Here is a 20,289-nt window from a genome sequence, read left to right as displayed (position 1 = left end):
TTTTTGAAAGTTTTTTCGGGGCTTAAACTTTTTCGTTACTTATCGATTTCCTTTAAGTGACTTACAGTTTTTGAAAACGAAACTTTCGTCTCCAACACCCCGTTGGCCTTTGCTTTTCAATCTTGTCTCTTATGCTCCTGCCTGCCGCGCTTGGCCTGCATACTTTCTGTTTGAAAGCGGATGCAAAGTAACGACGAAAATCCTCATCATACAAACTTTTTATTTCCATTTTTATATTAAAAATTGTGAATCGATTGATTATCAACTCTAAAATTCATCTCCAATCCACTCAAGTTTATCTCTGATATACCCAACTAATCAGCTTTTATCGTACCTTTGTGCCCGAAATTTTACATTTATATGAGTCATAAAGCAGGCTTTGTCAGCATTGTAGGCAACCCGAACGTGGGAAAATCAACCCTTATGAATTTATTGGTAGGGGAACGCTTATCCATTATTACCTCAAAGGCACAAACCACCCGCCACAAAATACTGGGGATCGTTAATAAAGAAGATCATCAGCTGGTGTTTTCAGATACACCGGGCGTTTTGGAGCCCAATTACAAACTACAGGAGTCGATGCTGAAATTCAGCAAATCGGCGCTGATCGATGCAGATATCATTCTTTATCTGACCGACACGGTGGAAACGGCAGCTAAAAACGCCGACTTTATAAAGGAAGTAGCGGCGGCACAAGTCCCCGTATTGCTCGTCATCAACAAGGTGGACCTGAGCACCCAGGAGGGCTTGGAAGCCCTCACAGACCAATGGAAAACCTTATTGCCCAATGCGGAGATTTATCCCGTTTCGGCACTGCATAAATTCAATGTAGACCAACTTTACCAGCGCATTCTGGAACTCACTCCGGAGTCGCCCCCCTATTTTGATAAGGATGCGCTTACCGACAAGCCGGAGCGCTTTTTTGTATCGGAAATCATTCGTGAGAAAATACTGCTCTATTATCAGAAGGAAATCCCCTACTCGGTAGAAGTTGTTGTAGAGGAATTTAAGGAAACACCTAAGCGCGTCAACATCAGTGCCAGCATTCATGTGGCACGTGACTCACAAAAAGGCATATTGATAGGCCACCAGGGCAAGGCGCTTAAAAAACTGGGGACAGAGGCACGCAGGGCCATTGAGACCTTCCTCGATCGCAAGGTGTTTCTGCAACTGTATGTGAAAGTCTCGAAAGACTGGCGAAATCAGGATAATTTCCTGAAAAACTTTGGCTACGACCAATAGACAAACTGAAACAAGTAAAGAAATACAATAAGAAATATGGGAAATATAGTTGCCATTGTAGGACGTCCAAATGTTGGAAAATCGACCCTCTTTAATCGTTTAACAGGAACGCGACAGGCGATTGTTGACGAAATGAGCGGGGTGACCCGCGACAGGCTATACGGAAAGGCCCACTGGAATGGCATCGACTTTTCGGTGATCGATACCGGTGGCTATGCCATCAATTCGGAAGATGTTTTTGAGGAAGCCATCCGTGATCAGGTGCTGATCGCCATCGAAGAAGCCGACATCTTACTTTTCGTAGTGGACGTTACCACCGGCATTACTGATTACGATGAAATGGTGGCGGAAGTCATCCGTCGCAGCGGCAAAAAAGCCCTGGTGGTCGTCAACAAAGTCGACACCCACGACAGAGAAGCGGAGTCTGCCTACTTCTATTCCCTGGGCCTTTCTGAGCTCTATTCGATTTCTTCTATAAATGGTGCCGGAACCGGCGATTTGCTGGATGCCCTGGTAAGGGAATTGCCCGACAAACAGATCAACCGGCCGGAAGAGGAAGACCTCAGCCTTCCTCGTTTTGCCATTGTGGGACGACCAAACGCCGGTAAATCATCCTTGATTAATGCGCTGACGGGTGAAGACCGCAACATTGTAACGCCCATTTCAGGGACTACCCGCGACAGTTTATACACGCGTTACAACAAATTTGGCCATGATTTTTTTCTGGTCGACACGGCGGGTATTCGCAAAAAGGCCAAAGTGCACGAAAATCTGGAGTTTTATTCGGTGATGCGCGCAGTTCGTGCCATAGAAAACTCCGATGTTTGTATCCTGATGATTGATGCCACCCGGGGTTTTGAGGGGCAGGACCAGAAAATATTCAGTCTTATTGAACGCAACCGCAAAGGCATTGTGGTTGTGGTCAACAAGTGGGACCTCATCGAAAAAGACACCCACAGTACCAAGTTGTTTGAAGCAGAGATTCGTGAAAAAACGGCGCCTTACGTAGATTATCCCATCATCTTTACCTCAGCCATCACCAAACAAAGACTCTTTAAAACACTGGAAGAGGCTGCTCGTGTTTATGAAAACAGGACCCGTAAGATTTCGACCTCGCAAATTAATGAGTTCTTATTACCCCTGATTGCGAACACGCCCCCTCCTGCAACCAAAGGAAAGTACATAAAAATTAAATTCATCACCCAACTGCCTACCATACCACCTTCTTTTGCCTTTTTCTGCAACTTACCACAATATGTCAAGGAGCCCTACAAGCGTTTCCTTGAAAACAAAATCCGCGGTAAATGGGACCTCTCGGGCGTTCCTGTAAATATTTTTATGCGCAAAAAATAAGGATTCAAAAAAAAACCTTATTTTTACACATTCTAAATAACTGACTTATGCGGATACACGCCGACATGAAGATGGCGGATTTGGTGCACTTAAATTTTGAGGTGCTGGCAGTGGTTCAGCGCCTTCAAATCCCTTTTGGGTTTAAGGACAAAACCATCTCCGATGTATGTAGAGAACACAACATTAATGTGGACTTCTTTCTCCAGCTGGTTCAGTGGTTCAACGAGCGCGAGAACTTTCCTCAGGAGCAGCTGATTCAGGGCGATGCTCAGTGGCTGGTGCGCTACCTGCATCACACCCATCAGTGCTATCTGAATTACCAGATTCCACGAATCGAAAAGGAAATTGAATTTCTGGAGCAATTGCCCGATATGCCCGACCATTCGGCCCGACTCATGCTGGAATTCTTCAGAGAGTACATTCGGGAGTTTACCGAACACATCGAAGACGAGGAAAACACCACCTTTCCCTACATCCTTGCCCTGGGCAACACCCTGTCGGGAAATATGGATCTGGAAACTTTCAGGAAGCGCTACAAGACCTACACCATTGATAAATATCTGGAGCACCACAGTGACTTAGAAGAGAAAGTCTTTGATCTGCAAAGCATTCTCCTGCGCCATCTCCCCCCACCAAGCAGCAACTGCCATTTCACCAATCTGCTTTTAGAAATAAGTCGTTTGGGCAACGACTTAAAAGATCACACGCTGCTTGAAGAAAATGTGCTCATACCAAAAGCCCGTCAAATGGAGCTGGAGCTGAACCAAGGCTCCACCAACCAATAAGCTGCAAAACCTATGGTAAGTGTCCTGCTGGCAGAGCAATCCTATCTTTTAAGAAAGGGTTTGATTCACATATTAAGGCAATTTCCCGAAGTGGGCGAAATTGAAATCCTGGGATCGCAGCTGGGAATAGGGGAAGTTCTGCAACATTTTGAACCCGATCTCCTCATTGTAAACTCGGCCATAACTGCAGCCAGTCCCGACAAAAAATGGGACAGTCTTCTGCCCGAAGGCTGTCGGTTGTTGCACATCATTAACACCGGTCTCCCCCAGGGAGCTCCGGAAAACCAATTATCCATTTACGACTCCAAGGTTGCCCTCACCGATAAAATATCAAAAGCACTAAAAACCATAAGCGCCGACAAAGCCCAGGAGGAATCCGAAGAACTCACGCCGCGCGAAAAACTCATATTGCAACATGTGGCACTGGGAAAAACCAACAAAGAAATAGCGGCCGACCTGTTTATAAGCACCCACACCGTCATTTCGCACCGAAAAAACATTACACGGAAATTAGACATCAAAAGTGTTTCGGGACTCACGGTTTATGCCATTCTGAATGGCATAATTAATATGGAAGATATATCTTAGGAGCCTGATAAAACACTTGGGTATGTCAACAACGCCAATTACAGAGGGAGCTGCAGCTCCTTTTACAGATCGCATCTTAGCAGCCGTCATAGACCTGATTATAGTGGCTGGACTGATGATGCTTCCCCGTGTGGGTTGGTTACTGGCCTTACTGTATTTCCTTTCGAAGGATTCCCTACCCTTTCTACAAGGGCAAAGCCTGGGCAAACATTTACTGCATCTTAAAGTCATCATCCTGCCCGGGCAGGATGATCTGATTCGCTACCCCGAAAAGTCCATCATCCGCGGATTGGTTTTTCTGATTCCCATTCTCAACCTCGTAGATCTCTGGTTCTTTTTTTCCCGAGGCAGACGACTGGCAGATTTTTGGACACAAACAATCGTAGTGCGCTATTCACCCGAAGACAAAGACCGGGCCTGAGGCAGCTCAACATAAAAGACAGACCCCTCTCCGGCTCTGGTTTCAAACCAAATTTGTCCCCCTGCATTTTCGACAACCCTTCGGGAGATGGCCAGTCCCAATCCCATGCCCCCCGTCTTTGTAGTAAAGCTGGGGACAAACAAATGGTCCCGCACCTCCTCAGGCACCCCTTGCCCATTATCGGCCACAGCCACACGCACCATATCCCCGTTTAAGGCTACAACAATATTGATTTGGCCCTCTCTGTCTTCGGGGACAGACTGCAAGGCATTCTTAATCAAGTTGTTGAATACGCCCAACAACTGCTCTCCATCTGCCCGAACCATTACAGCACCACCTACCTCATTGTGCAAAGCAATCTCCGCTGTTCCCGTATCGCCAAAAAGCGTACGACAACTCTCCAGCTTATCCATTAAATTAACCACCTCTGCCTTGGCCAGGGGCATTTGAGCAAACTTACTGAACTCCGAAGCAATGCTCGACAAACTGTTTATTTGCTCAATAAGCGTACCCGTAACCCGAGCCAGGTAGCTGTCAAAATCTTCCACCTTATCGTTCCATGCTCTTTGCAAATACTGAATACTCAGCTTCATCGGCGTCAAGGGATTTTTAATCTCATGGGCAATCTGCTTCGCCATCTCCCGCCAGGCCAAGTCGCGTTCGGTTTTGGCCAATTTAGCAGCACTAATGGCCAACTCATCAACCATCCGGTTGTACTCTGCCACCAACCCACCAATCTCGTCTTCTCCTTTGTAATCGATCTTCTCGTTAGATCGATCGAGCTTTACCTGAGAAATCTTACTTTGCAACAACAAGAGGGGACGAGTGATCTGACGCGCCAGAAATACCGCCAGGCTAATTACAACTAAGGTAAAGACAAGGTAAAAATTGACCACCGTTACCACCACCGAACTGACCTCCTCGCGGAGCTCATTGTTTCCCACAAAATAGGGCAAATTAACAAAACCCGACAGCCGATTTTCCGCATCAAGAAGCGGAACATAAAAAGAGGTGTAGGACATGGTACCTATTTGCTCCTCCTCCAAATGCCGCACCGCATCCGTATAGGCCAGTTTGTAATAAGCTTTAGGGTTCATTTGCGCCCCCATCAAACCATTACGAAACAACTCGGGGCGAGAAGTACCCAACAGCGTTCCCTCCACCCCATAAAGATTGATGTCGCAATAAAAAACATTGCTGATCATTTGCAGCTGATAATTAAGGTACTCCTCAGGCCGGGCCGTCTCCGGCCCATCCAGTCCGATTTTATACTCCAGTTCGAGCAAAATAGATTGCACCTTGTTTTCCAAAAGCTCCAGATGCTTTCGCTTAAACTGGTTGACGGTATAATAAACCGTGCCTGCAGCCACCACCACCAACATCAGCAATAACAGCAAAACAAAAACCAGCTGAATGCGTTTTTGAATGGTTAGTTGAAAAGAAAAGCCGACAGAACGCCACTGCATCAGCAGCAACAACAGCGCCCCCAGCAAAAAGAAAAAGAGGAAAAACAAGGAAAAAGCGATGAGCACCTCCCCAAGACTGTAATCTTCTCTGCTCAATACAATTGTCACCTCCTCATCGGGCTGATAAACCAAATGCGAAAACGATTCGTCCTTTACAAACACCTTACTGTGCGGTACTGGCTGATAATACTGGGCTTCCCCCTTATAGGGAAACTCGCCGGAACGCTTCACCAAACGACCATTCAAATACTTGGCATAAGAATAGTTGTCCAGCAAACCCATTCGTGCCCTTTCCCGTTCACTCACCAACAACTCGGGATAGCCCAGTCCCTCAAAAAATGGTTTTGATTGCAACTCAATAAACAAAGACGTCTCACGTTGGGGATCGTTGGCAAAAAAGCGAAAAACCCCCAGGTAAGAAACCCGGCCATTTAGATTATCGAGGTAGTGAAAATGATTGCTTCCAGGAATGGCATAGCCAAAGCTCTCCAGCATTTCATAAAAGTAGTCGTAACAATTCCTCACCTCCTGAGAGCCTTCCAGGTACAAATCTCCCTGCGGCCAACAGGGAACAATCTGCAGATCAAAGCGCCCCCAATAACCATAAAAATAAAACTTTACTAGGTGGTTGCGGATAAGGTCACCATCGACCTCCCCCTGCGCCAACAGACGCATAAGCGTTACATCGTTCGAAAGCTGCTTCTCTATTTCAGAAAGATACATTTCTGCCACGGGATCCTCGTCCCTGAGTAACTGAAACGAAAGGTTCTCTGCAAGAAGTTCCCGATTGGCCTCCTCTCGTTTTACAGTCAAATCCATCATTACCATTCCCGCAAACAGCGAAAAGCTAAGTGCCAACCATAAAAACGAAGTGTGCGTGAGTCCGTATTCCGGCTTACGCCTGGCAAAAATCAACAAGCCCCCCACTACACAAGAAAACACAAAAGTCCAGTCGCTGTTGCCCACCCCCAAACCGCCACTCCATAAAGCAGCTGATAAAGACAGCAACAGCCAGGTCAGGAAAAGCCACTTTCGGGAGAACAAAGCCAGAAACAACAACACCATACGCTCGGCTACCAACAAATAAGTCAGTAACAAAAAGGCAATAGAAAAAAAACGCACCAGAACTATAAGATCCAGATCAATGACCCGCATCAGCACAAGGGGCCCTGAGCTGTGATTGGCCAGGATATAAAAAAGTCGGGTAACAAAGACCAACAGCAATAAGGTGAGCGCAAGGAGAAATGCCATCGCTGCCCCTTTTCGAAATCCCGCCATTTTCTGCTTATAAAAGGACGGCAGGCGATAAAACCGGAAAAACCAGAATGCCAGGGTGAACAACCAAAATCCGAACAAGAAAAAGTGCCCCAATGAAGGCAGAAAATTGGACCAGGCAAAATGATAGGGCGAAAACAACTCGCAGCGCTCCATACAAGCCAACCCAAGTTTCCAAAAAACAAGATAATAACCCAAAGAAAAAATGGCGCCGGCCAAAAGCCAACTTAAATTACCCATCTGCCTACGATAAAAGAGGCTTTGAAAACGGAAAAGGCCCAACCAAAAGATCAGACTACTGAGCAATAATAAAACATCGCTGATCCAGGAAGCCATAGGCGGACGTTGTGCCGTATCAGTTCCTACCAAACTAAAAAGATAGCTCCCCTTACTGTCGTGTAAATCCATACTGCCTGCTACCGGCTCACGACTGATCATAAGGGAGGGATCCAATCCAAAATGTTCGGGAAAACCATTTTGCAAAAACTGATTTTGGTAGAGGTACGTTCGTTTAAACAAACTAAAAGCCACCAATAAAACATCCCCCTCCTGCCGCCACCTGGTCAAATACCAACCATTCTCCAGGCGCACCAGCGCCTGCTTAAAATACTGAGGATTAAACCCATCAACAGGCAAAAGACTGCTGTTCCACCCCACCATTTCGTAACCCTGAAACACCAACAACTCGTAACTATGCGGCTTGAGCGAATCAATATGTTCCCACAAGCGCTGATGAGAATTAAAGGTAGCCACGGGCAGGGCATCCAGGAAATCCTGCATCTCGTGCTGTTCCTGCTGAACCAGTTTTTCGATCCGAGCCGCTGAAAGCGCACGCCCAGGCAACTCTTCAGCATGCTGTCGCAGTATAAGACTGGCAGCAACCAACACCAGGAGGGTCGCAACAAAGAAGATGGGATAATATGTCTTAGACAAAATGCGTCTCATACCAACCAATGGTTAATTAGCAGCAGGCTTACCCACCAATTAACATGCCCAACTTCAAAAACCAGGCCGCTAATCATGGTGATAAGGTTCATTATTCAAAATACTGTGGGCCCGATAAAGTTGCTCCACAAAAATAAGGCGCACCATCTGATGAGAAAACGTCATCTTGGAAAGACTAAGTTTATAATTAGCACGCCCATACACCTCCGCCGAAAAGCCATAAGCTCCCCCAATAATAAAAAAAAGTCTACGCACCCCGGCGACCATCTGCTTTTGAACAAAACCGGCAAACTCTCTTGAGCCAGCCAACTTTCCATTTTCATCCAGCAACACCAAAACATCGCCAGACGTCAACTGATCCAGAATCAAACGCCCCTCCCTTTCCTTCAGCACTTCCTGAGGGAGACTCCCGCCTTTTTTCACATCCGGGATAACCAGCAATTCAAAAGGAGCGTAATGCCCGAGACGCTTCACATACTCATCGATACCAGTCTGCAACCAGGCCGCATTGGTGCGGCCAACCATAACCAAAACGGTTTTCATTACGTATAACACTTTTGCAAGTGCAAAAAACAAAAATAAGACAGCGCATCCAAATTTATGGTTTAGTTTTTGTATGTTACTGAAGTTGTGTTTCTTAAAAAACCGATATGAAAACCTTTAAATTATTCATTTTTAGCGGATTGATCCTGCTCTTCCTACCCTTGGCGACCCTTGGACAAAACAACGGGAGCATGCCGGACGGCATTGCCAATGCGACACGCAGCGGCGATGCAGCCACACTGGCAGAATATTTCAATCCCAGAATTGAATTGGTGCTTCCAGGCAAGTCGGGTGTATTCAGCAAGGAACAGGCCCAGTTTCTGATGAAGGACTTCTTTGAGCAATATCCGCCCGCCTCTTTCCAGTTTATTCACCAGGGAGAGCGGGAAAATGCTACCTTTGCCATTGGCCGCTACCACTACAACCGGGGGCAATACCGCCTGCTGTTTTTGATTAAAAACAGTAATGGGCAAACCCTGATTCATCAATTACGCGTAGAAAAACAAGATGACTAAAGCTTTACTTCAAGAATTTATAAGCAATGCCCTAAGGGAAGATTTGGGCGATGGCGACCACTCTTCTCTGGCCTGTATTCCTGAAACTGCCACCGGAAAAGCCCGCTTGCTGGTGAAGGAAAACGGTGTTTTAGCGGGAATGGAAATAGCACCGCTCGTATTTCACACCCTGCAGTCGGATCTGCAATTTAAGCCCCTGCTGAAAGATGGCGACCTCATTAAGCCGGGAGACATAGCCTTTACCGTAGAAGGGAAAACCAGAACCCTGCTTCAGGCAGAACGACTCGTGTTGAACATCATGCAACGGATGAGCGGCATAGCCACCCATACACGGGAGTATGCCACGCGCATTGCAGATTTAAAAACCAAGGTGCTCGACACGCGCAAAACCACGCCGGGTATGCGCTGGCTCGAAAAGGAAGCGGTGCGCATCGGGGGTGGCGTAAACCACCGCATGGGCTTGTACGATATGATTATGCTCAAGGACAATCACATCGATTTTGCCGGAGGTATTGAAAAGGCCATTAAAGCGACCCAGGCCTACCTGAAGCAAAGTGGCCGTTCCCTTAAAATAGAAGTAGAGGTACGCAATATGGATGAGCTGGAACAGGTCATGCAGACCGGCGGCATCGATCGCATCCTCATTGACAATTTCAGTCCCGAACTCACCCAACAGGCTGTTGCGCGAATAGCCGGCCGTTACGAAACAGAATCATCGGGTGGCATCACTTTGGATCAGTTGCGCGACTATGCCCTGGCAGGGGTCGATTACATATCTGTGGGCGCCCTGACCCATCACATAAAAAGTTTGGATTTAAGTCTCAAAGCCTATTAAAGGGACTTTTTATCAAAAGAGTGTGATTTTTATCACGTTTTTACACAACGGACAATCCGCTCAAAACAAACGACTTAAGCAAACAACCTGAAAAAAATTCAAAACCAGTGTTTGCTTTTTAGAAAATCCTTACGTAAAATTGCAGAACGATTAGAAAACGAAACCATGCAGACAATCATTCGCAACAACAATTGGTGGTGGCACACTTCAGTCCTCATACACGGGAGATGAAGCGATGCCCTTATGCTCTGTTGCGAACCAGAATAACTTAAGAAGGCTTGTCGGAATCCCCGGCAAGCCTTCTTTCTTTTTATGCAAATCCAACGAAAAAATAAGTACTCATGCAAAATTATTCCATCAACGTCCACCATCGCCGCATTCCCCCTCACATTGGAGATGTGGTTACTCCGGTAAGTCTTTACCTGACCTTGCGCGACCTGTACCCCAACACCATCCTGCTCGAGAGTTCGGATTACCACGGCAACAACAATTCCACCTCCTTCATTTGCTTCGACCCCATGGCCGACTTTCTGGTGGAGGGAGAGCAGGTGACTTGTCGCTTTCCGGACAAGCACAGCGAAACCACCCCGTTGCCAGCCAGCAAGCCGGTGACCGACTTGCTGCAGGACTTCATCGACCGCCTGCAGGTGGCCCCCAACGACTGTCCCCTTGCTGCTACCGGACTCTACGGCTATACCACCTACGATGCCGTTCGCTACTTTGAAAACCTTCAACTGAAACTTGACCCGGCAGCTCCCTATGCCATACCCGACATGCGCTACCATTTGTACCGCTCGGTCATTGCCTTCAACCATTTCACCAACCAGCTCTATCTGGTTGAACACCTCATCGGAGAAGAACAAAGCAGTTACGATAAACTGTTGAACATCCTAAAAAACAGAACAGTACCCTCCTTCCGCTTTGCGCCGGTAAATGGCGAATCATCCTCCCTGAGCAACGAAGATTACAAGGCTATGGTCAGCAAGGGCAAGGAACATTGCTACCGCGGCGATGTCTTTCAGATCGTCCTCTCCCGCCAGTTTGCCCAACAGTTCAAAGGCGACGAATTCAATGTATACCGGGCCCTGCGACACATCAATCCCTCTCCCTACCTCTTCTTTTTCGATTACGGCAACTACCGCCTCTTTGGCTCCTCACCCGAAAGTCAGTTGGTGGTGGACAAGGGTACCGCTACCATCAATCCCATTGCCGGCACCTTTAAGCGTACGGGCGATGACCTGAAGGACCTCAAATTGGCCGAGGAACTGGCTGCCGACCCCAAAGAAAATGCCGAGCACGTTATGCTGGTCGATTTGGCACGCAACGACCTGGGACGCAACTGCAATGAAGTTAAAGTTAAGACCTACAAAGAAATTCAGTACTACAGTCACGTCCTGCACATGGTCTCTGAGGTGAACGGAAAACTCAAACCCGGCTCCACCACCCCAAGGGTGATGGGCGATACCTTTCCGGCCGGCACCCTCTCCGGAGCACCCAAGTACAAGGCCATGGAACTGATCGACCGCTACGAACCCCAGCAAAGAGGCTTTTATGGCGGCTGCATCGGCCAGCTGGGCCTCGACGGTAGCTTCAACCAGGCCATTGCCATCCGTACCTTCCTGAGCAAAAACAACACCCTGTTTTACCAGGCCGGGGCCGGCGTGGTTTCCGAGTCGAAAGAAGAAAACGAACTGCAGGAAGTCAACAACAAACTGGGCGCCCTGAAACGCGCCATTGAACTCGCCCGTGAGTTTTAACACATTCTCCAACTACTAAAACAAGAGTCATGAAAATACTGGTGCTCGACAATTACGATTCCTTTACCTACAATCTGGTGCATTATCTCGAAGAACTCACCGACGCCCAGGTAGATGTGTACCGCAACGACGAAATCAGCGTAGAAGAAGCCGCCGCCTACGACAAAATTGTGCTGTCGCCCGGCCCCGGCATCCCCGACGAAGCCGGCATTCTGAAACCACTCATCAAAGCCCTTGCGCCCACCCACAGCATCCTGGGCGTTTGTCTCGGTTGCCAGGCCATTGCCGAAGTATTTGGGGGCCAAATCTACAACCTTTCCAAAGTGTACCACGGCATTGCCACCCCCATACGGGTGGAAGACCCGGATGAAATACTGTTCAACGGACTACCCACAACATTTGAAGCGGGACGCTACCACAGTTGGGTGGTTGATGAACAAAAACTGCCGGAGAGCCTTAAAATAACGGCACGCGACGAGGAGGGTCAGATTATGGGCCTGCGCCACAGCAGCTGCGATGTTCGTGCCGTGCAGTTTCATCCCGAATCGATATTGACCCAAAACGGAAAAGAGATGATTAAGAACTGGCTGCAACAATAAGCACTTCCACGTCATCACTCATTCAGTATTCAGCTTAAAACAAAAGAAAGATGTTACAGCCCATATTAAAAACCCTTTTCGATTACCAAACCCTCAGTCGCCCACAGGCACGGGAAATCTTAGTAAACATTACGCGCGACAGCTACAGCAAATCTGAGGTTGTTGCCTTTTTATCGGTTTATATGATGCGCCCGGTTACCGTAGAAGAACTTTCGGGTTTCCGCGACGGTCTGTTGGAACTTCGCCTTCCCGTGGACCTGTCGGATTTCGACACCGTAGATTTGTGCGGCACCGGGGGCGACGGAAAAAACACCTTCAACATCAGTACCCTGGCCTCTTTCATCACGGCTGGCGCCGGCATAAAAGTGGCCAAGCACGGCAACTATGGTGTAAGCTCTGGTTGCGGATCGTCCAACATGCTCGAAGCTTTGGGCTACCGCTTTACCAACGACAGCGATACCCTGCGTCGTCAAATCGACCGGGCAGGCATTTGTTTTTTACATGCTCCGCTCTTCCATCCGGCCATGAAGGCGGTAGCGCCCATCCGAAAAGAATTGGGCATCAAAACCTTCTTCAACATGTTGGGCCCACTGGTCAATCCCTCCAGTCCCCAAAGCCAGCTGGCGGGGGTGTTCGACCTCGAATTGGCGCGCTTGTACCAGTATTTGTTTCAGGAAGGCGACCAACGTTTCACCATCTTGCACAGCACCGATGGCTACGATGAAATTTCGCTGACCTCCCCCTTCAAGGTCATTACCCAGAATGGGGAACAACTGCTCACAGCAGCCGATCTGAAGCTGCCCGAAAACAGTCCCGAAAGCATTCAGGGAGGACACGAAGTAGCAGAAGCAGCCGCCATATTCAACACCATACTCGATGGAAAAGGAACTGCGCAGCAGAACAATGTCGTTATTGCCAATGCGGCCTTTGCCATCCAGTGTAACCGTCCCGAACTCAGCATCGACGAGGCCCTGGACAAGGCACGCGAATCGCTGCTCTCGGGCCGGGCCAAAGCCACGGTAAAAAAACTACTGGATACCCAAAATTAAACGTCGACCAGGCGACAACAACCGAACCGTTTCAAAACCAAGGACCATGAATATTCTCGATAAAATAGTAGCCCGCAAACGCGAAGAAGTGGCTGCGGCCCAGGCCCAAACCCCACTAAAACTGCTCCAGTATTACCGGCATTACGACCAGAAGGTGCCCTCGTTTAAAGCGGCCCTGCTGGCTCAGGGCGCCACCGGCATCATTGCCGAATTCAAACGACGTTCGCCCTCTAAGGGTGCTATTCATGCCGGGGCGCAGGTGGCCGATATTGTACCGGCCTATCAAAAAGCCGGCGCATCTGCCCTGTCGATTCTGACCGACCGCGACTTTTTTGGGGGCAGCGACGAGGACCTGGCGCAGGGCCGCGACCTCAGTCAGCTGCCCATCATCCGAAAGGAATTCATCATAGACCCTTATCAGGTTTACGAAGCCAAAGCCCTGGGGGCAAGCGCCATCCTGCTCATTGGAGCGATTCTGGATAAAGGCCAGGCCAAAGAACTGGCCGCCCTGGCCAACTCTCTGGGTATGGAAGTCCTCTTTGAAATCCACGAAGAAAAAGAACTGGAGCTGCTGAACAGCTACGTCCAGCTGGTAGGCATCAACAACCGCAACCTCAAAGATTTTAAAGTAGACCTGGAACACTCGATGCACCTGGCAGCCCAACTGCCCAAGCACCTGGTGCCAGTCGCCGAAAGCGGAATTGCTTCGGCGGAGGACTACAAAAGGCTGCGCAAAGCAGGCTTTAAGGGCTTTTTGATGGGAGAGTACTTTATGAAACACCAGGATCCGGGAGCCGCCTGTGCCGACTTCTGCCAACAAATACAAACCACTGTAAGTCAGACCAACTATGCTGATTAAAGTCTGCGGGATGCGCCATCCCGAAAACATCAAGGCGGTGGCCGGCTTGCAACCCGACTATCTGGGCTTCATCTTTTATCCGCCTTCGCCCCGCTATGCGGGCGAGCTGCTGCTGCCCGAAATGCTGGAACAGATCCCTGCAGGCATCAAAAAAACCGGCGTCTTTGTCAACACCAGCACCAGCGATATGCTGCATGTGGCCCAACGGTACCAGCTGGATGCCCTGCAACTGCACGGTCAGGAGGGCGCAGCACAGTGCAGGCAACTGAAGGCCGAAGGCCTGGAGATCATCAAAGCCTTTGCGGCCAGACAGGGCAGCGATTTTGCCAATACCAGGGACTATGAAGGGAACTGCGACTATTTTCTATTCGATACGCCCTCGCAGGCCCACGGCGGGTCGGGACAAAAATACGACTGGCACTTGCTCCAGGACTATCGGGGTACTACCCCCTTCTTCCTGAGCGGGGGACTGGGTCCGACCGACGCAGAAGCACTACGTGCCTTTCACCATCCGCAACTGGCGGGCATCGACCTGAACAGTCGCTTCGAAAGTGCTCCGGCACACAAGGATGTGCCCGCCCTGCAAGCTTTTCTGAATAAGTATCGTCAAAGCAATCCACCTTTATAAATTCAACAAGCATGTTTCACCCCAACGAAAAAGGTTTCTACGGCGCCTACGGAGGCGCCTACATTCCGGAAATGCTCATCCCAAATATCGAGGAGCTGCGCGGAAAATACCTGCGCATCCTGGAATCCGACAGCTTTCAAAAGACTTATCATCATTTGCTCAGCGACTACGCAGGGCGCCCCTCTCCCCTGTTTAAAGCCGAGCGGATGTCGCAACACTACCAAACCAACATCTGGTTGAAGCGGGAGGACTTGAACCATACCGGCAGTCACAAACTCAACAACACCATTGGTCAGATTCTACTGGCGAAGGAAATGGGGCGCCGGCGCATCATTGCCGAGACCGGCGCCGGTCAGCATGGCGTGGCCACCGCTACGGTATGTGCCCTGATGGGCCTCGAGTGCGTTGTGTATATGGGACAGACCGACATGGAGCGCCAGGCGCCGAACGTGGCCCGTATGCGCATGTTGGGAGCCGAAGTGCGCCCGGCACTTTCAGGCAACCGCACCTTAAAGGATGCCACCAACGAGGCACTGCGCGACTGGATTGCACATCCTACGGACACCTTCTACCTCATCGGTTCGGTAGTGGGCCCCCATCCCTACCCCGATATGGTGGCCCGCCTGCAGGCGGTCATCAGCAGCGAAATCAAGCAACAGCTCAAGGAAAAAACAGGCACGGAGCTGCCCGACTATGTGCTGGCCTGTGTGGGAGGCGGCTCCAATGCAGCAGGCAGCTTTTATCACTTTCTGGAGCACCCTTCGGTGCAACTTATTGGCACCGAAGCAGCCGGCATGGGGGTAGAAAGTGGGGAGACTGCCGCCTCCATGGCCTGTGGCGAAAAGGGCATCATTCACGGCAGTATGACCTACCTGATGCAGGATGGGGACGGACAAATTACCGAGCCCTACTCCATTTCCGCAGGCCTCGACTACCCGGGCATTGGTCCCCTCCACGCCTTTTTAAAGGACAGTCACCGCGCGACCTATTTGCCGGTGACCGATGCAGAAGCCCTGGATGCCGCCCTGGAGCTTACCCGCCTCGAAGGCATCATCCCAGCACTGGAATCGGCCCATGCCCTGGCGGCCCTGGGCAAACTGCGCTTTAAACCGACCGACCAGGTGGTGGTTACCGTCTCCGGAAGAGGCGATAAAGACATGAAAACCTATATGGAACACTTCAAACTGACCGAAAAATGACGCGACTGCAAAAACTCTTCAGCAGCAAAAAGGACCTGCTGTCTATTTATTATACGGCCGGCTACCCACAGCTGAATGCCACCCGCGTGGTGCTGGACGCGCTGCAGGAAAGCGGGGTGGACTTTGTTGAAATTGGGATGCCCTTTTCGGACCCGCTGGCCGATGGACCCGTTATCCAGCAAAGCGGTACCCAGGCCCTGCAAAACGGAATGGGCCTGGAAGTCCTCCTGCAACAGTTGGCGGATATGCGCCCCGGCATCACCATGCCGGTGGTGCTCATGGGCTACCTCAACCCGGTGCTCAAATTTGGTATGGAGCGCTTTCTGGAGCGTTGCGCCCAGGTTGGGGTCGATGGATTGATACTGCCCGACCTGCCATTGGAAAACTACCTGGAAGAATATCGGCCGCTTTTCGAGCGCTACGGCATCAGCAATATTTTTCTCATCACCCCGCAAACCCCCGAAGAACGGGTGCGCAAGCTCGATGCCCACAGCAACAGCTTCCTCTACATGGTTTCCTCTGCGGCAGTAACCGGGGCTAAGAAGGGACTCAGCGACTTTCAGCTGGATTATTTTCGACGCATTAAGGCTATGCAATTGCAGCATCCGGCGGTAGTGGGCTTTGGCATCAGCGATAACGAAAGCTACAAAACGGTTTGCCAATACGCACAGGGCGCCATCATTGGCAGTGCCTTTGTGAAATTGTTGGGACAGGCAAAGGACCTCAAAGGGGAGATTCACCGCTTCATTTCCGAGGTGAAAAACGGGAAATAGTCCACGCACAACCCTCAAAAAGCAGGTTTGCAAGTTTTTCTGAAAGTATTTAACTTTGCAAAACCAACGCCTTAACACGCGGCAGTCCACCATGGGCTGACCGCATTTTTCTTTCACAAACCAAACGCATGAGTCCCTATAAAAGCAAGTCAAACGACAGCAAACTGTTGCGCATAGGCGTTTTTTACGACGGCAATTACTTTTACCACGTCAGCAATTATTACAACTATGTGCATGAACGTCAGTCGCGCATCAGCATCAGCGGTCTGCATAATTTTATTCGCGAACAGGCCTCCCTGCTCGAGTCGGTCAGCGGAACCAACCGCTGCCAAATTGTAGATGCCCATTATTTCAGGGGAAGGCTCAATGCCATGGAAGCCAGTCAAAAAGGCAATCAGTTGTACTACGAAAGGGTATTCGACGACATTCTGATGTCGGAAGGCGTGACCACCCACTACTTTCCCATTAAAACCAACAATGGTTACCGCCAGGAACGGGAAGTGGACCTGTGGCTGGCAATGGAGGCCTTTGAGCTGGCGCTGTACAAACAGTTCGACATTTTGGTGCTCATTGCCAGCGACGGCAGCTACGTGCCCCTGGTGCGTAAGCTCAACACCCTGGGCACACGTGTGATGTTGTTGTCGTGGGATTTTGACTTTCGCGACGACTACGGCAACCACAAGGTAACCCGCACCTCACAAGATTTACTGGATGTGGTGAGTTACCCCATACCCATGCACATACTCATCAACAGTCAGCAGCCACGCGACCGACAAATCACCGAAGACCTTTTTGTATCCAGAGATGCTTCGGCCGATGCCCGCAAAAAGTTGCACACCCCAACTGAGGACAACCACATCAGCACCATCTTATCCATCAAATCGGGCTACGGCTTCATCAAATACCCGCCCACCAACCTGTTTTTTCATTTCCAAAGTGTCAACGGCTGCGACTTTAACGATTTGGAACCGGGCGATCAGGTTTCCTTTCGCATTGCCCGCAATGAAAAAGGAGAAGATGTAGCCATTGACGTGGAACTGGCAGAATAAAAAAGCGGCCTCCCTTGGGGGAGACCGCTCTTTCACTTGGTATTAAAACAAACCTCAAACAAATCCTTAATCTTCCTTCTGTTCTGCTTCATAAGCAGCCAACAACTGCTCCTGTACTTCAGGCGGCACCTTATCGTAGCTGGCAAACTTCATGGTATAAGAAGCACGCCCCCCGGTAATGGAGCTCAGCGAAGTCGAGTACTTATTCATCTCCTTCAAGGGCACCTTGGCCTTGATCACCTCAAAGCCTTTTTCGCTGCTCATACCTTCAATAATGGCCCTCCGGCCCTGCAAATCGCTCATCACGTCGCCCATACGATCGGCCGGCACCCGCACCTCTACATCGTACACCGGCTCCAGAATTTTGGGACCCGCCTCCTTAAAGGCAGCCCGGAAGGCATTACGGCCGGCCAGTTTAAAGGAAATCTCATTGGAATCGACCGGGTGCATTTTTCCGTCGTAGATGCACACCCTAATGTCGCGGGCATAAGAACCCGTCAGCGGACCTTCTTCCATTTTTTCCATGATCCCCTTAAGGATGGCCGGCATAAAACGGTTGTCGATGGAACCCCCTACGATACAATTGCACAAAACCAATTTTCCGCCCCAGGACAATTGAATCTCGTCGGTATTGCGCACACTCATTTTAAACTCCTGGCCGTTGAATTTATAAACAGAGGGGGCAGGCATGCCCTCGTAATAGGGCTCAATAACCATGTGTACCTCACCAAACTGTCCGGCACCCCCCGACTGCTTCTTATGTCGATAATCGGCACGCGCCTGCTTGGTAATCGTTTCCCGATAAGGAATTTTGGGATTATAAAAGGTCACCGGCAACTTATCGTTGTTTTCCAATCTCCACTTCATGGTATTTAGGTGAAACTCGCCCTGGCCATAAACAATAATTTGCTTCAGCTCCTTAGAATATTCCACACTGATGGTGGGATCCTCCTCGTGCATACGAGTCATGATTTCACCCAACTTTTCTTCATCGCCTTCATTATCGGGCTTAATGGCGACCCTAAACTTGGGATCGGGATACTGAATGGGATTAAATACATAATTGCAGCCCTTTGCATTTAAGGTGTGATTGGTCTTAGTTTCCTTCAATTTAACCGTAGCACCAATGTCACCGGCCACCAGCTCCGAAACTTTCTGACGGTTGCTGCCGGCCACACAATACAGCTGCGATAAACGTTCCTTAGCCTCACGATTCATATTGATCAAATCGTCGCCCTCCTTAACCGTTCCCGACATCACCTTAAAGTAGCTCACCTCGCCCAGGTGCGGCTCAATACTGGTTTTAAATACAAATATGGAGGCCGGACCTTTCGCATCGGGCGCCACCTCGGCACCATTCTTGTCTACAGGTTTGGGCATTTCGGAAACAAAGGGCACGATATTGCCCAGGAATTCCATCAAACGGCGTACGCCCATGTCCTTTTCTGCCGAAACACAAAAAATGGGAAAGAGGTCGCGGGCCACCATGCCTTTACGCATGCCACGTCGCATCTCCTCCTCATCCAGCGAGCCCTTTTCAAAGAACAGCTCCATCAAACTCTCATCGTTTTCAGCCGCAGCCTCCACCAGGGCGTTGTGCAATTCATCGGCCCGCTCTTTTTCTCCATCGGGTATATCCAGTACCTCCGGAACGCCGCCGTCGGGACCCCACTGGTACATCTTCATTTTAAGCACATCAACCACGGCATTAAAAGCCTCTCCGGTATTCACGGGATACTGCACAATCACGGCCTTCTTGCCAAAGGACTCGTAAACGGCTTCTATGGTGGTTTCGAAGTTGGCCTTCTCATGATCCAATTGATTCACCACAAAAATGACCGGCTTGTGATACTTATCGGTATAGCGAAACAGGTTTTGCGTACCCACCTCCACGCCTTGCGTGGCATTAAGCAACATAAGCGCTGTATCGGTTACATTAAGCGAGGTAATGGCACCATTGATAAAATCGTCAGCCCCGGGACAATCTATAAAATTCAATTTTTTCCCCAACCACTCGGTATACAAAACAGATGAAAAAACCGAGTAGCCGTACTCATGCTCTACCCGGTTGTAATCCGATACCGTATTCTTATTGTCCACATCGCCCCGCCGGCTGATGACCCCACCCTCGAAAAGCATTGCTTCAGCAAGGGTGGTTTTACCCGAGCCGCTACTTCCAAGGAGGGAAATATTTTTGATTTGATCGGTTTGATATACCTTCATGGCAAAACATTTAAAAAGGTTAATAAACGAGCGTCAGTAAAAAACGTATTTGTAAGGCTACGTCTTCAAAATTAAGAATATTCTGCATAGAAACAAGTCGCCCCTCGTTAAATATGCTTGGTTTTTTTTGGGCTTTTTTAAGTTTTTTATGTCGAAAACACATTTTGACAACTGCGCTTGAAATT

General features: G+C 49.4%; 18 protein-coding genes. 15 read left to right on the top strand and 3 right to left on the bottom strand.

The genetic code is table 11. The features are described from left to right. Positions 1 to 360: 360 nt before the first annotated feature. From era to B4W65_RS13880, 5 genes are read left to right on the top strand one after another with little or no spacing between them, the layout of a single operon-like run. The gene (gene era / locus B4W65_RS13900) at positions 361 to 1,242 is read left to right on the top strand and encodes a GTPase Era (RefSeq protein WP_088655771.1); all 882 of its coding nucleotides are present in this window, start codon (positions 361 to 363) and stop codon (positions 1,240 to 1,242) included. 36 nt (positions 1,243 to 1,278) lie between these two features. Continuing rightward, the gene (der, locus tag B4W65_RS13895; RefSeq protein WP_088655770.1) at positions 1,279 to 2,595 is read left to right on the top strand and encodes a ribosome biogenesis GTPase Der; all 1,317 of its coding nucleotides are present in this window, start codon (positions 1,279 to 1,281) and stop codon (positions 2,593 to 2,595) included. A gap of 47 nt (positions 2,596 to 2,642) precedes the next feature. After that, positions 2,643 to 3,380, top strand: a complete 738-nt coding sequence (locus tag B4W65_RS13890) for a hemerythrin domain-containing protein (RefSeq protein ID WP_088655769.1) — start codon at positions 2,643 to 2,645, stop codon at positions 3,378 to 3,380. 12 nt (positions 3,381 to 3,392) lie between these two features. Continuing rightward, the gene (locus tag B4W65_RS13885; protein WP_088655768.1) at positions 3,393 to 3,968 is read left to right on the top strand and encodes a response regulator transcription factor; all 576 of its coding nucleotides are present in this window, start codon (positions 3,393 to 3,395) and stop codon (positions 3,966 to 3,968) included. A gap of 22 nt (positions 3,969 to 3,990) precedes the next feature. Continuing rightward, on the top strand, positions 3,991 to 4,389 hold the full coding sequence (locus B4W65_RS13880) for an RDD family protein (RefSeq protein WP_088655767.1): 399 nt from the start codon (positions 3,991 to 3,993) through the stop codon (positions 4,387 to 4,389). On the opposite strand, the gene B4W65_RS13875 is transcribed toward B4W65_RS13880, so the two are convergent. Further along, positions 4,359 to 8,075: a sensor histidine kinase gene (locus B4W65_RS13875; RefSeq protein ID WP_088655766.1), complete on the bottom strand. Its 3,717-nt coding sequence runs from the start codon at positions 8,073 to 8,075 to the stop codon at positions 4,359 to 4,361. The genes B4W65_RS13880 and B4W65_RS13875 overlap by 31 nt on opposite strands. A 69-nt stretch (positions 8,076 to 8,144) precedes the next feature. Beyond that, positions 8,145 to 8,618: a 23S rRNA (pseudouridine(1915)-N(3))-methyltransferase RlmH gene (gene rlmH / locus B4W65_RS13870; RefSeq protein WP_088655777.1), complete on the bottom strand. Its 474-nt coding sequence runs from the start codon at positions 8,616 to 8,618 to the stop codon at positions 8,145 to 8,147. A 107-nt stretch (positions 8,619 to 8,725) separates the two neighbouring features. Here rlmH and B4W65_RS13865 point away from each other — a divergent pair, with 107 nt between their 5' ends. The 10 genes from B4W65_RS13865 to B4W65_RS13820 all read left to right on the top strand — a co-directional run bounded on the left by B4W65_RS13865 (position 8,726) and on the right by B4W65_RS13820 (position 17,881). After that, the gene (locus B4W65_RS13865; RefSeq protein ID WP_088655765.1) at positions 8,726 to 9,133 is read left to right on the top strand and encodes a DUF4783 domain-containing protein; all 408 of its coding nucleotides are present in this window, start codon (positions 8,726 to 8,728) and stop codon (positions 9,131 to 9,133) included. Next, the gene (gene nadC, locus B4W65_RS13860; RefSeq protein ID WP_088655764.1) at positions 9,126 to 9,968 is read left to right on the top strand and encodes a carboxylating nicotinate-nucleotide diphosphorylase; all 843 of its coding nucleotides are present in this window, start codon (positions 9,126 to 9,128) and stop codon (positions 9,966 to 9,968) included. The genes B4W65_RS13865 and nadC overlap by 8 nt, the downstream gene beginning before the upstream one ends. A 341-nt stretch (positions 9,969 to 10,309) precedes the next feature. After that, positions 10,310 to 11,725: an anthranilate synthase component I family protein gene (locus B4W65_RS13855; RefSeq protein WP_088655763.1), complete on the top strand. Its 1,416-nt coding sequence runs from the start codon at positions 10,310 to 10,312 to the stop codon at positions 11,723 to 11,725. Between the two features lie 29 nt (positions 11,726 to 11,754). Next, a complete protein-coding gene (locus tag B4W65_RS13850; RefSeq protein ID WP_088655762.1) occupies positions 11,755 to 12,324 on the top strand; it encodes an anthranilate synthase component II in 570 nt (189 codons plus the stop codon). Between the two features lie 50 nt (positions 12,325 to 12,374). After that, positions 12,375 to 13,373, top strand: a complete 999-nt coding sequence (gene trpD, locus B4W65_RS13845) for an anthranilate phosphoribosyltransferase (protein WP_088655761.1) — start codon at positions 12,375 to 12,377, stop codon at positions 13,371 to 13,373. A 46-nt stretch (positions 13,374 to 13,419) separates the two neighbouring features. Beyond that, on the top strand, positions 13,420 to 14,232 hold the full coding sequence (gene trpC / locus B4W65_RS13840) for an indole-3-glycerol phosphate synthase TrpC (RefSeq protein WP_088655760.1): 813 nt from the start codon (positions 13,420 to 13,422) through the stop codon (positions 14,230 to 14,232). Next, on the top strand, positions 14,222 to 14,860 hold the full coding sequence (locus B4W65_RS13835) for a phosphoribosylanthranilate isomerase (protein WP_088655759.1): 639 nt from the start codon (positions 14,222 to 14,224) through the stop codon (positions 14,858 to 14,860). Before trpC ends, B4W65_RS13835 begins: the two co-directional genes overlap by 11 nt. A gap of 11 nt (positions 14,861 to 14,871) precedes the next feature. Next, positions 14,872 to 16,059, top strand: coding sequence for a tryptophan synthase subunit beta (trpB, locus tag B4W65_RS13830; protein ID WP_088655758.1), 1,188 nt, complete (start codon positions 14,872 to 14,874; stop codon positions 16,057 to 16,059). Beyond that, on the top strand, positions 16,056 to 16,832 hold the full coding sequence (trpA, locus tag B4W65_RS13825) for a tryptophan synthase subunit alpha (protein WP_088655757.1): 777 nt from the start codon (positions 16,056 to 16,058) through the stop codon (positions 16,830 to 16,832). The genes trpB and trpA overlap by 4 nt, the downstream gene beginning before the upstream one ends. Positions 16,833 to 16,960: 128 nt before the next feature. Further along, the gene (locus B4W65_RS13820) at positions 16,961 to 17,881 is read left to right on the top strand and encodes an NYN domain-containing protein (protein ID WP_088655756.1); all 921 of its coding nucleotides are present in this window, start codon (positions 16,961 to 16,963) and stop codon (positions 17,879 to 17,881) included. A 66-nt stretch (positions 17,882 to 17,947) separates the two neighbouring features. Here B4W65_RS13820 and B4W65_RS13815 read toward each other — a convergent pair whose 3' ends face one another. After that, positions 17,948 to 20,104: an elongation factor G gene (locus tag B4W65_RS13815; protein ID WP_088655755.1), complete on the bottom strand. Its 2,157-nt coding sequence runs from the start codon at positions 20,102 to 20,104 to the stop codon at positions 17,948 to 17,950. Positions 20,105 to 20,289: the final 185 nt, after the last annotated feature.

Source organism: Geofilum rhodophaeum (assembly GCF_002210225.1).
In the GTDB taxonomy this organism is placed as follows: Bacteria; Bacteroidota; Bacteroidia; order Bacteroidales; family Marinilabiliaceae; genus Geofilum; species Geofilum rhodophaeum.
The sequence above is the reverse complement of the archived record's forward strand: the minus strand, read 5'-3'. Positions and strand labels throughout refer to the sequence as shown.

Excerpts from the sequence above, each read along its gene's own strand:
- der (WP_088655770.1), top strand. The coding sequence starts at position 1,279 with ATGGGAAATATAGTTGCCATTGTAGGACGTCCAAATGTTGGAAAATCG.
- B4W65_RS13865 (WP_088655765.1), top strand. The coding sequence starts at position 8,726 with ATGAAAACCTTTAAATTATTCATTTTTAGCGGATTGATCCTGCTCTTC.
- B4W65_RS13880 (WP_088655767.1), top strand. The coding sequence starts at position 3,991 with ATGTCAACAACGCCAATTACAGAGGGAGCTGCAGCTCCTTTTACAGAT.
- B4W65_RS13890 (WP_088655769.1), top strand. The coding sequence starts at position 2,643 with ATGCGGATACACGCCGACATGAAGATGGCGGATTTGGTGCACTTAAAT.
- era (WP_088655771.1), top strand. The coding sequence starts at position 361 with ATGAGTCATAAAGCAGGCTTTGTCAGCATTGTAGGCAACCCGAACGTG.
- trpA (WP_088655757.1), top strand. The coding sequence starts at position 16,056 with ATGACGCGACTGCAAAAACTCTTCAGCAGCAAAAAGGACCTGCTGTCT.
- trpD (WP_088655761.1), top strand. The coding sequence starts at position 12,375 with ATGTTACAGCCCATATTAAAAACCCTTTTCGATTACCAAACCCTCAGT.
- B4W65_RS13885 (WP_088655768.1), top strand. The coding sequence starts at position 3,393 with ATGGTAAGTGTCCTGCTGGCAGAGCAATCCTATCTTTTAAGAAAGGGT.
- B4W65_RS13850 (WP_088655762.1), top strand. The coding sequence starts at position 11,755 with ATGAAAATACTGGTGCTCGACAATTACGATTCCTTTACCTACAATCTG.
- rlmH (WP_088655777.1), bottom strand. The coding sequence starts at position 8,618 with ATGAAAACCGTTTTGGTTATGGTTGGCCGCACCAATGCGGCCTGGTTG.
- B4W65_RS13815 (WP_088655755.1), bottom strand. The coding sequence starts at position 20,104 with ATGAAGGTATATCAAACCGATCAAATCAAAAATATTTCCCTCCTTGGA.
- B4W65_RS13855 (WP_088655763.1), top strand. The coding sequence starts at position 10,310 with ATGCAAAATTATTCCATCAACGTCCACCATCGCCGCATTCCCCCTCAC.
- trpC (WP_088655760.1), top strand. The coding sequence starts at position 13,420 with ATGAATATTCTCGATAAAATAGTAGCCCGCAAACGCGAAGAAGTGGCT.
- B4W65_RS13835 (WP_088655759.1), top strand. The coding sequence starts at position 14,222 with ATGCTGATTAAAGTCTGCGGGATGCGCCATCCCGAAAACATCAAGGCG.
- trpB (WP_088655758.1), top strand. The coding sequence starts at position 14,872 with ATGTTTCACCCCAACGAAAAAGGTTTCTACGGCGCCTACGGAGGCGCC.
- nadC (WP_088655764.1), top strand. The coding sequence starts at position 9,126 with ATGACTAAAGCTTTACTTCAAGAATTTATAAGCAATGCCCTAAGGGAA.
- B4W65_RS13820 (WP_088655756.1), top strand. The coding sequence starts at position 16,961 with ATGAGTCCCTATAAAAGCAAGTCAAACGACAGCAAACTGTTGCGCATA.
- B4W65_RS13875 (WP_088655766.1), bottom strand. The coding sequence starts at position 8,075 with ATGAGACGCATTTTGTCTAAGACATATTATCCCATCTTCTTTGTTGCG.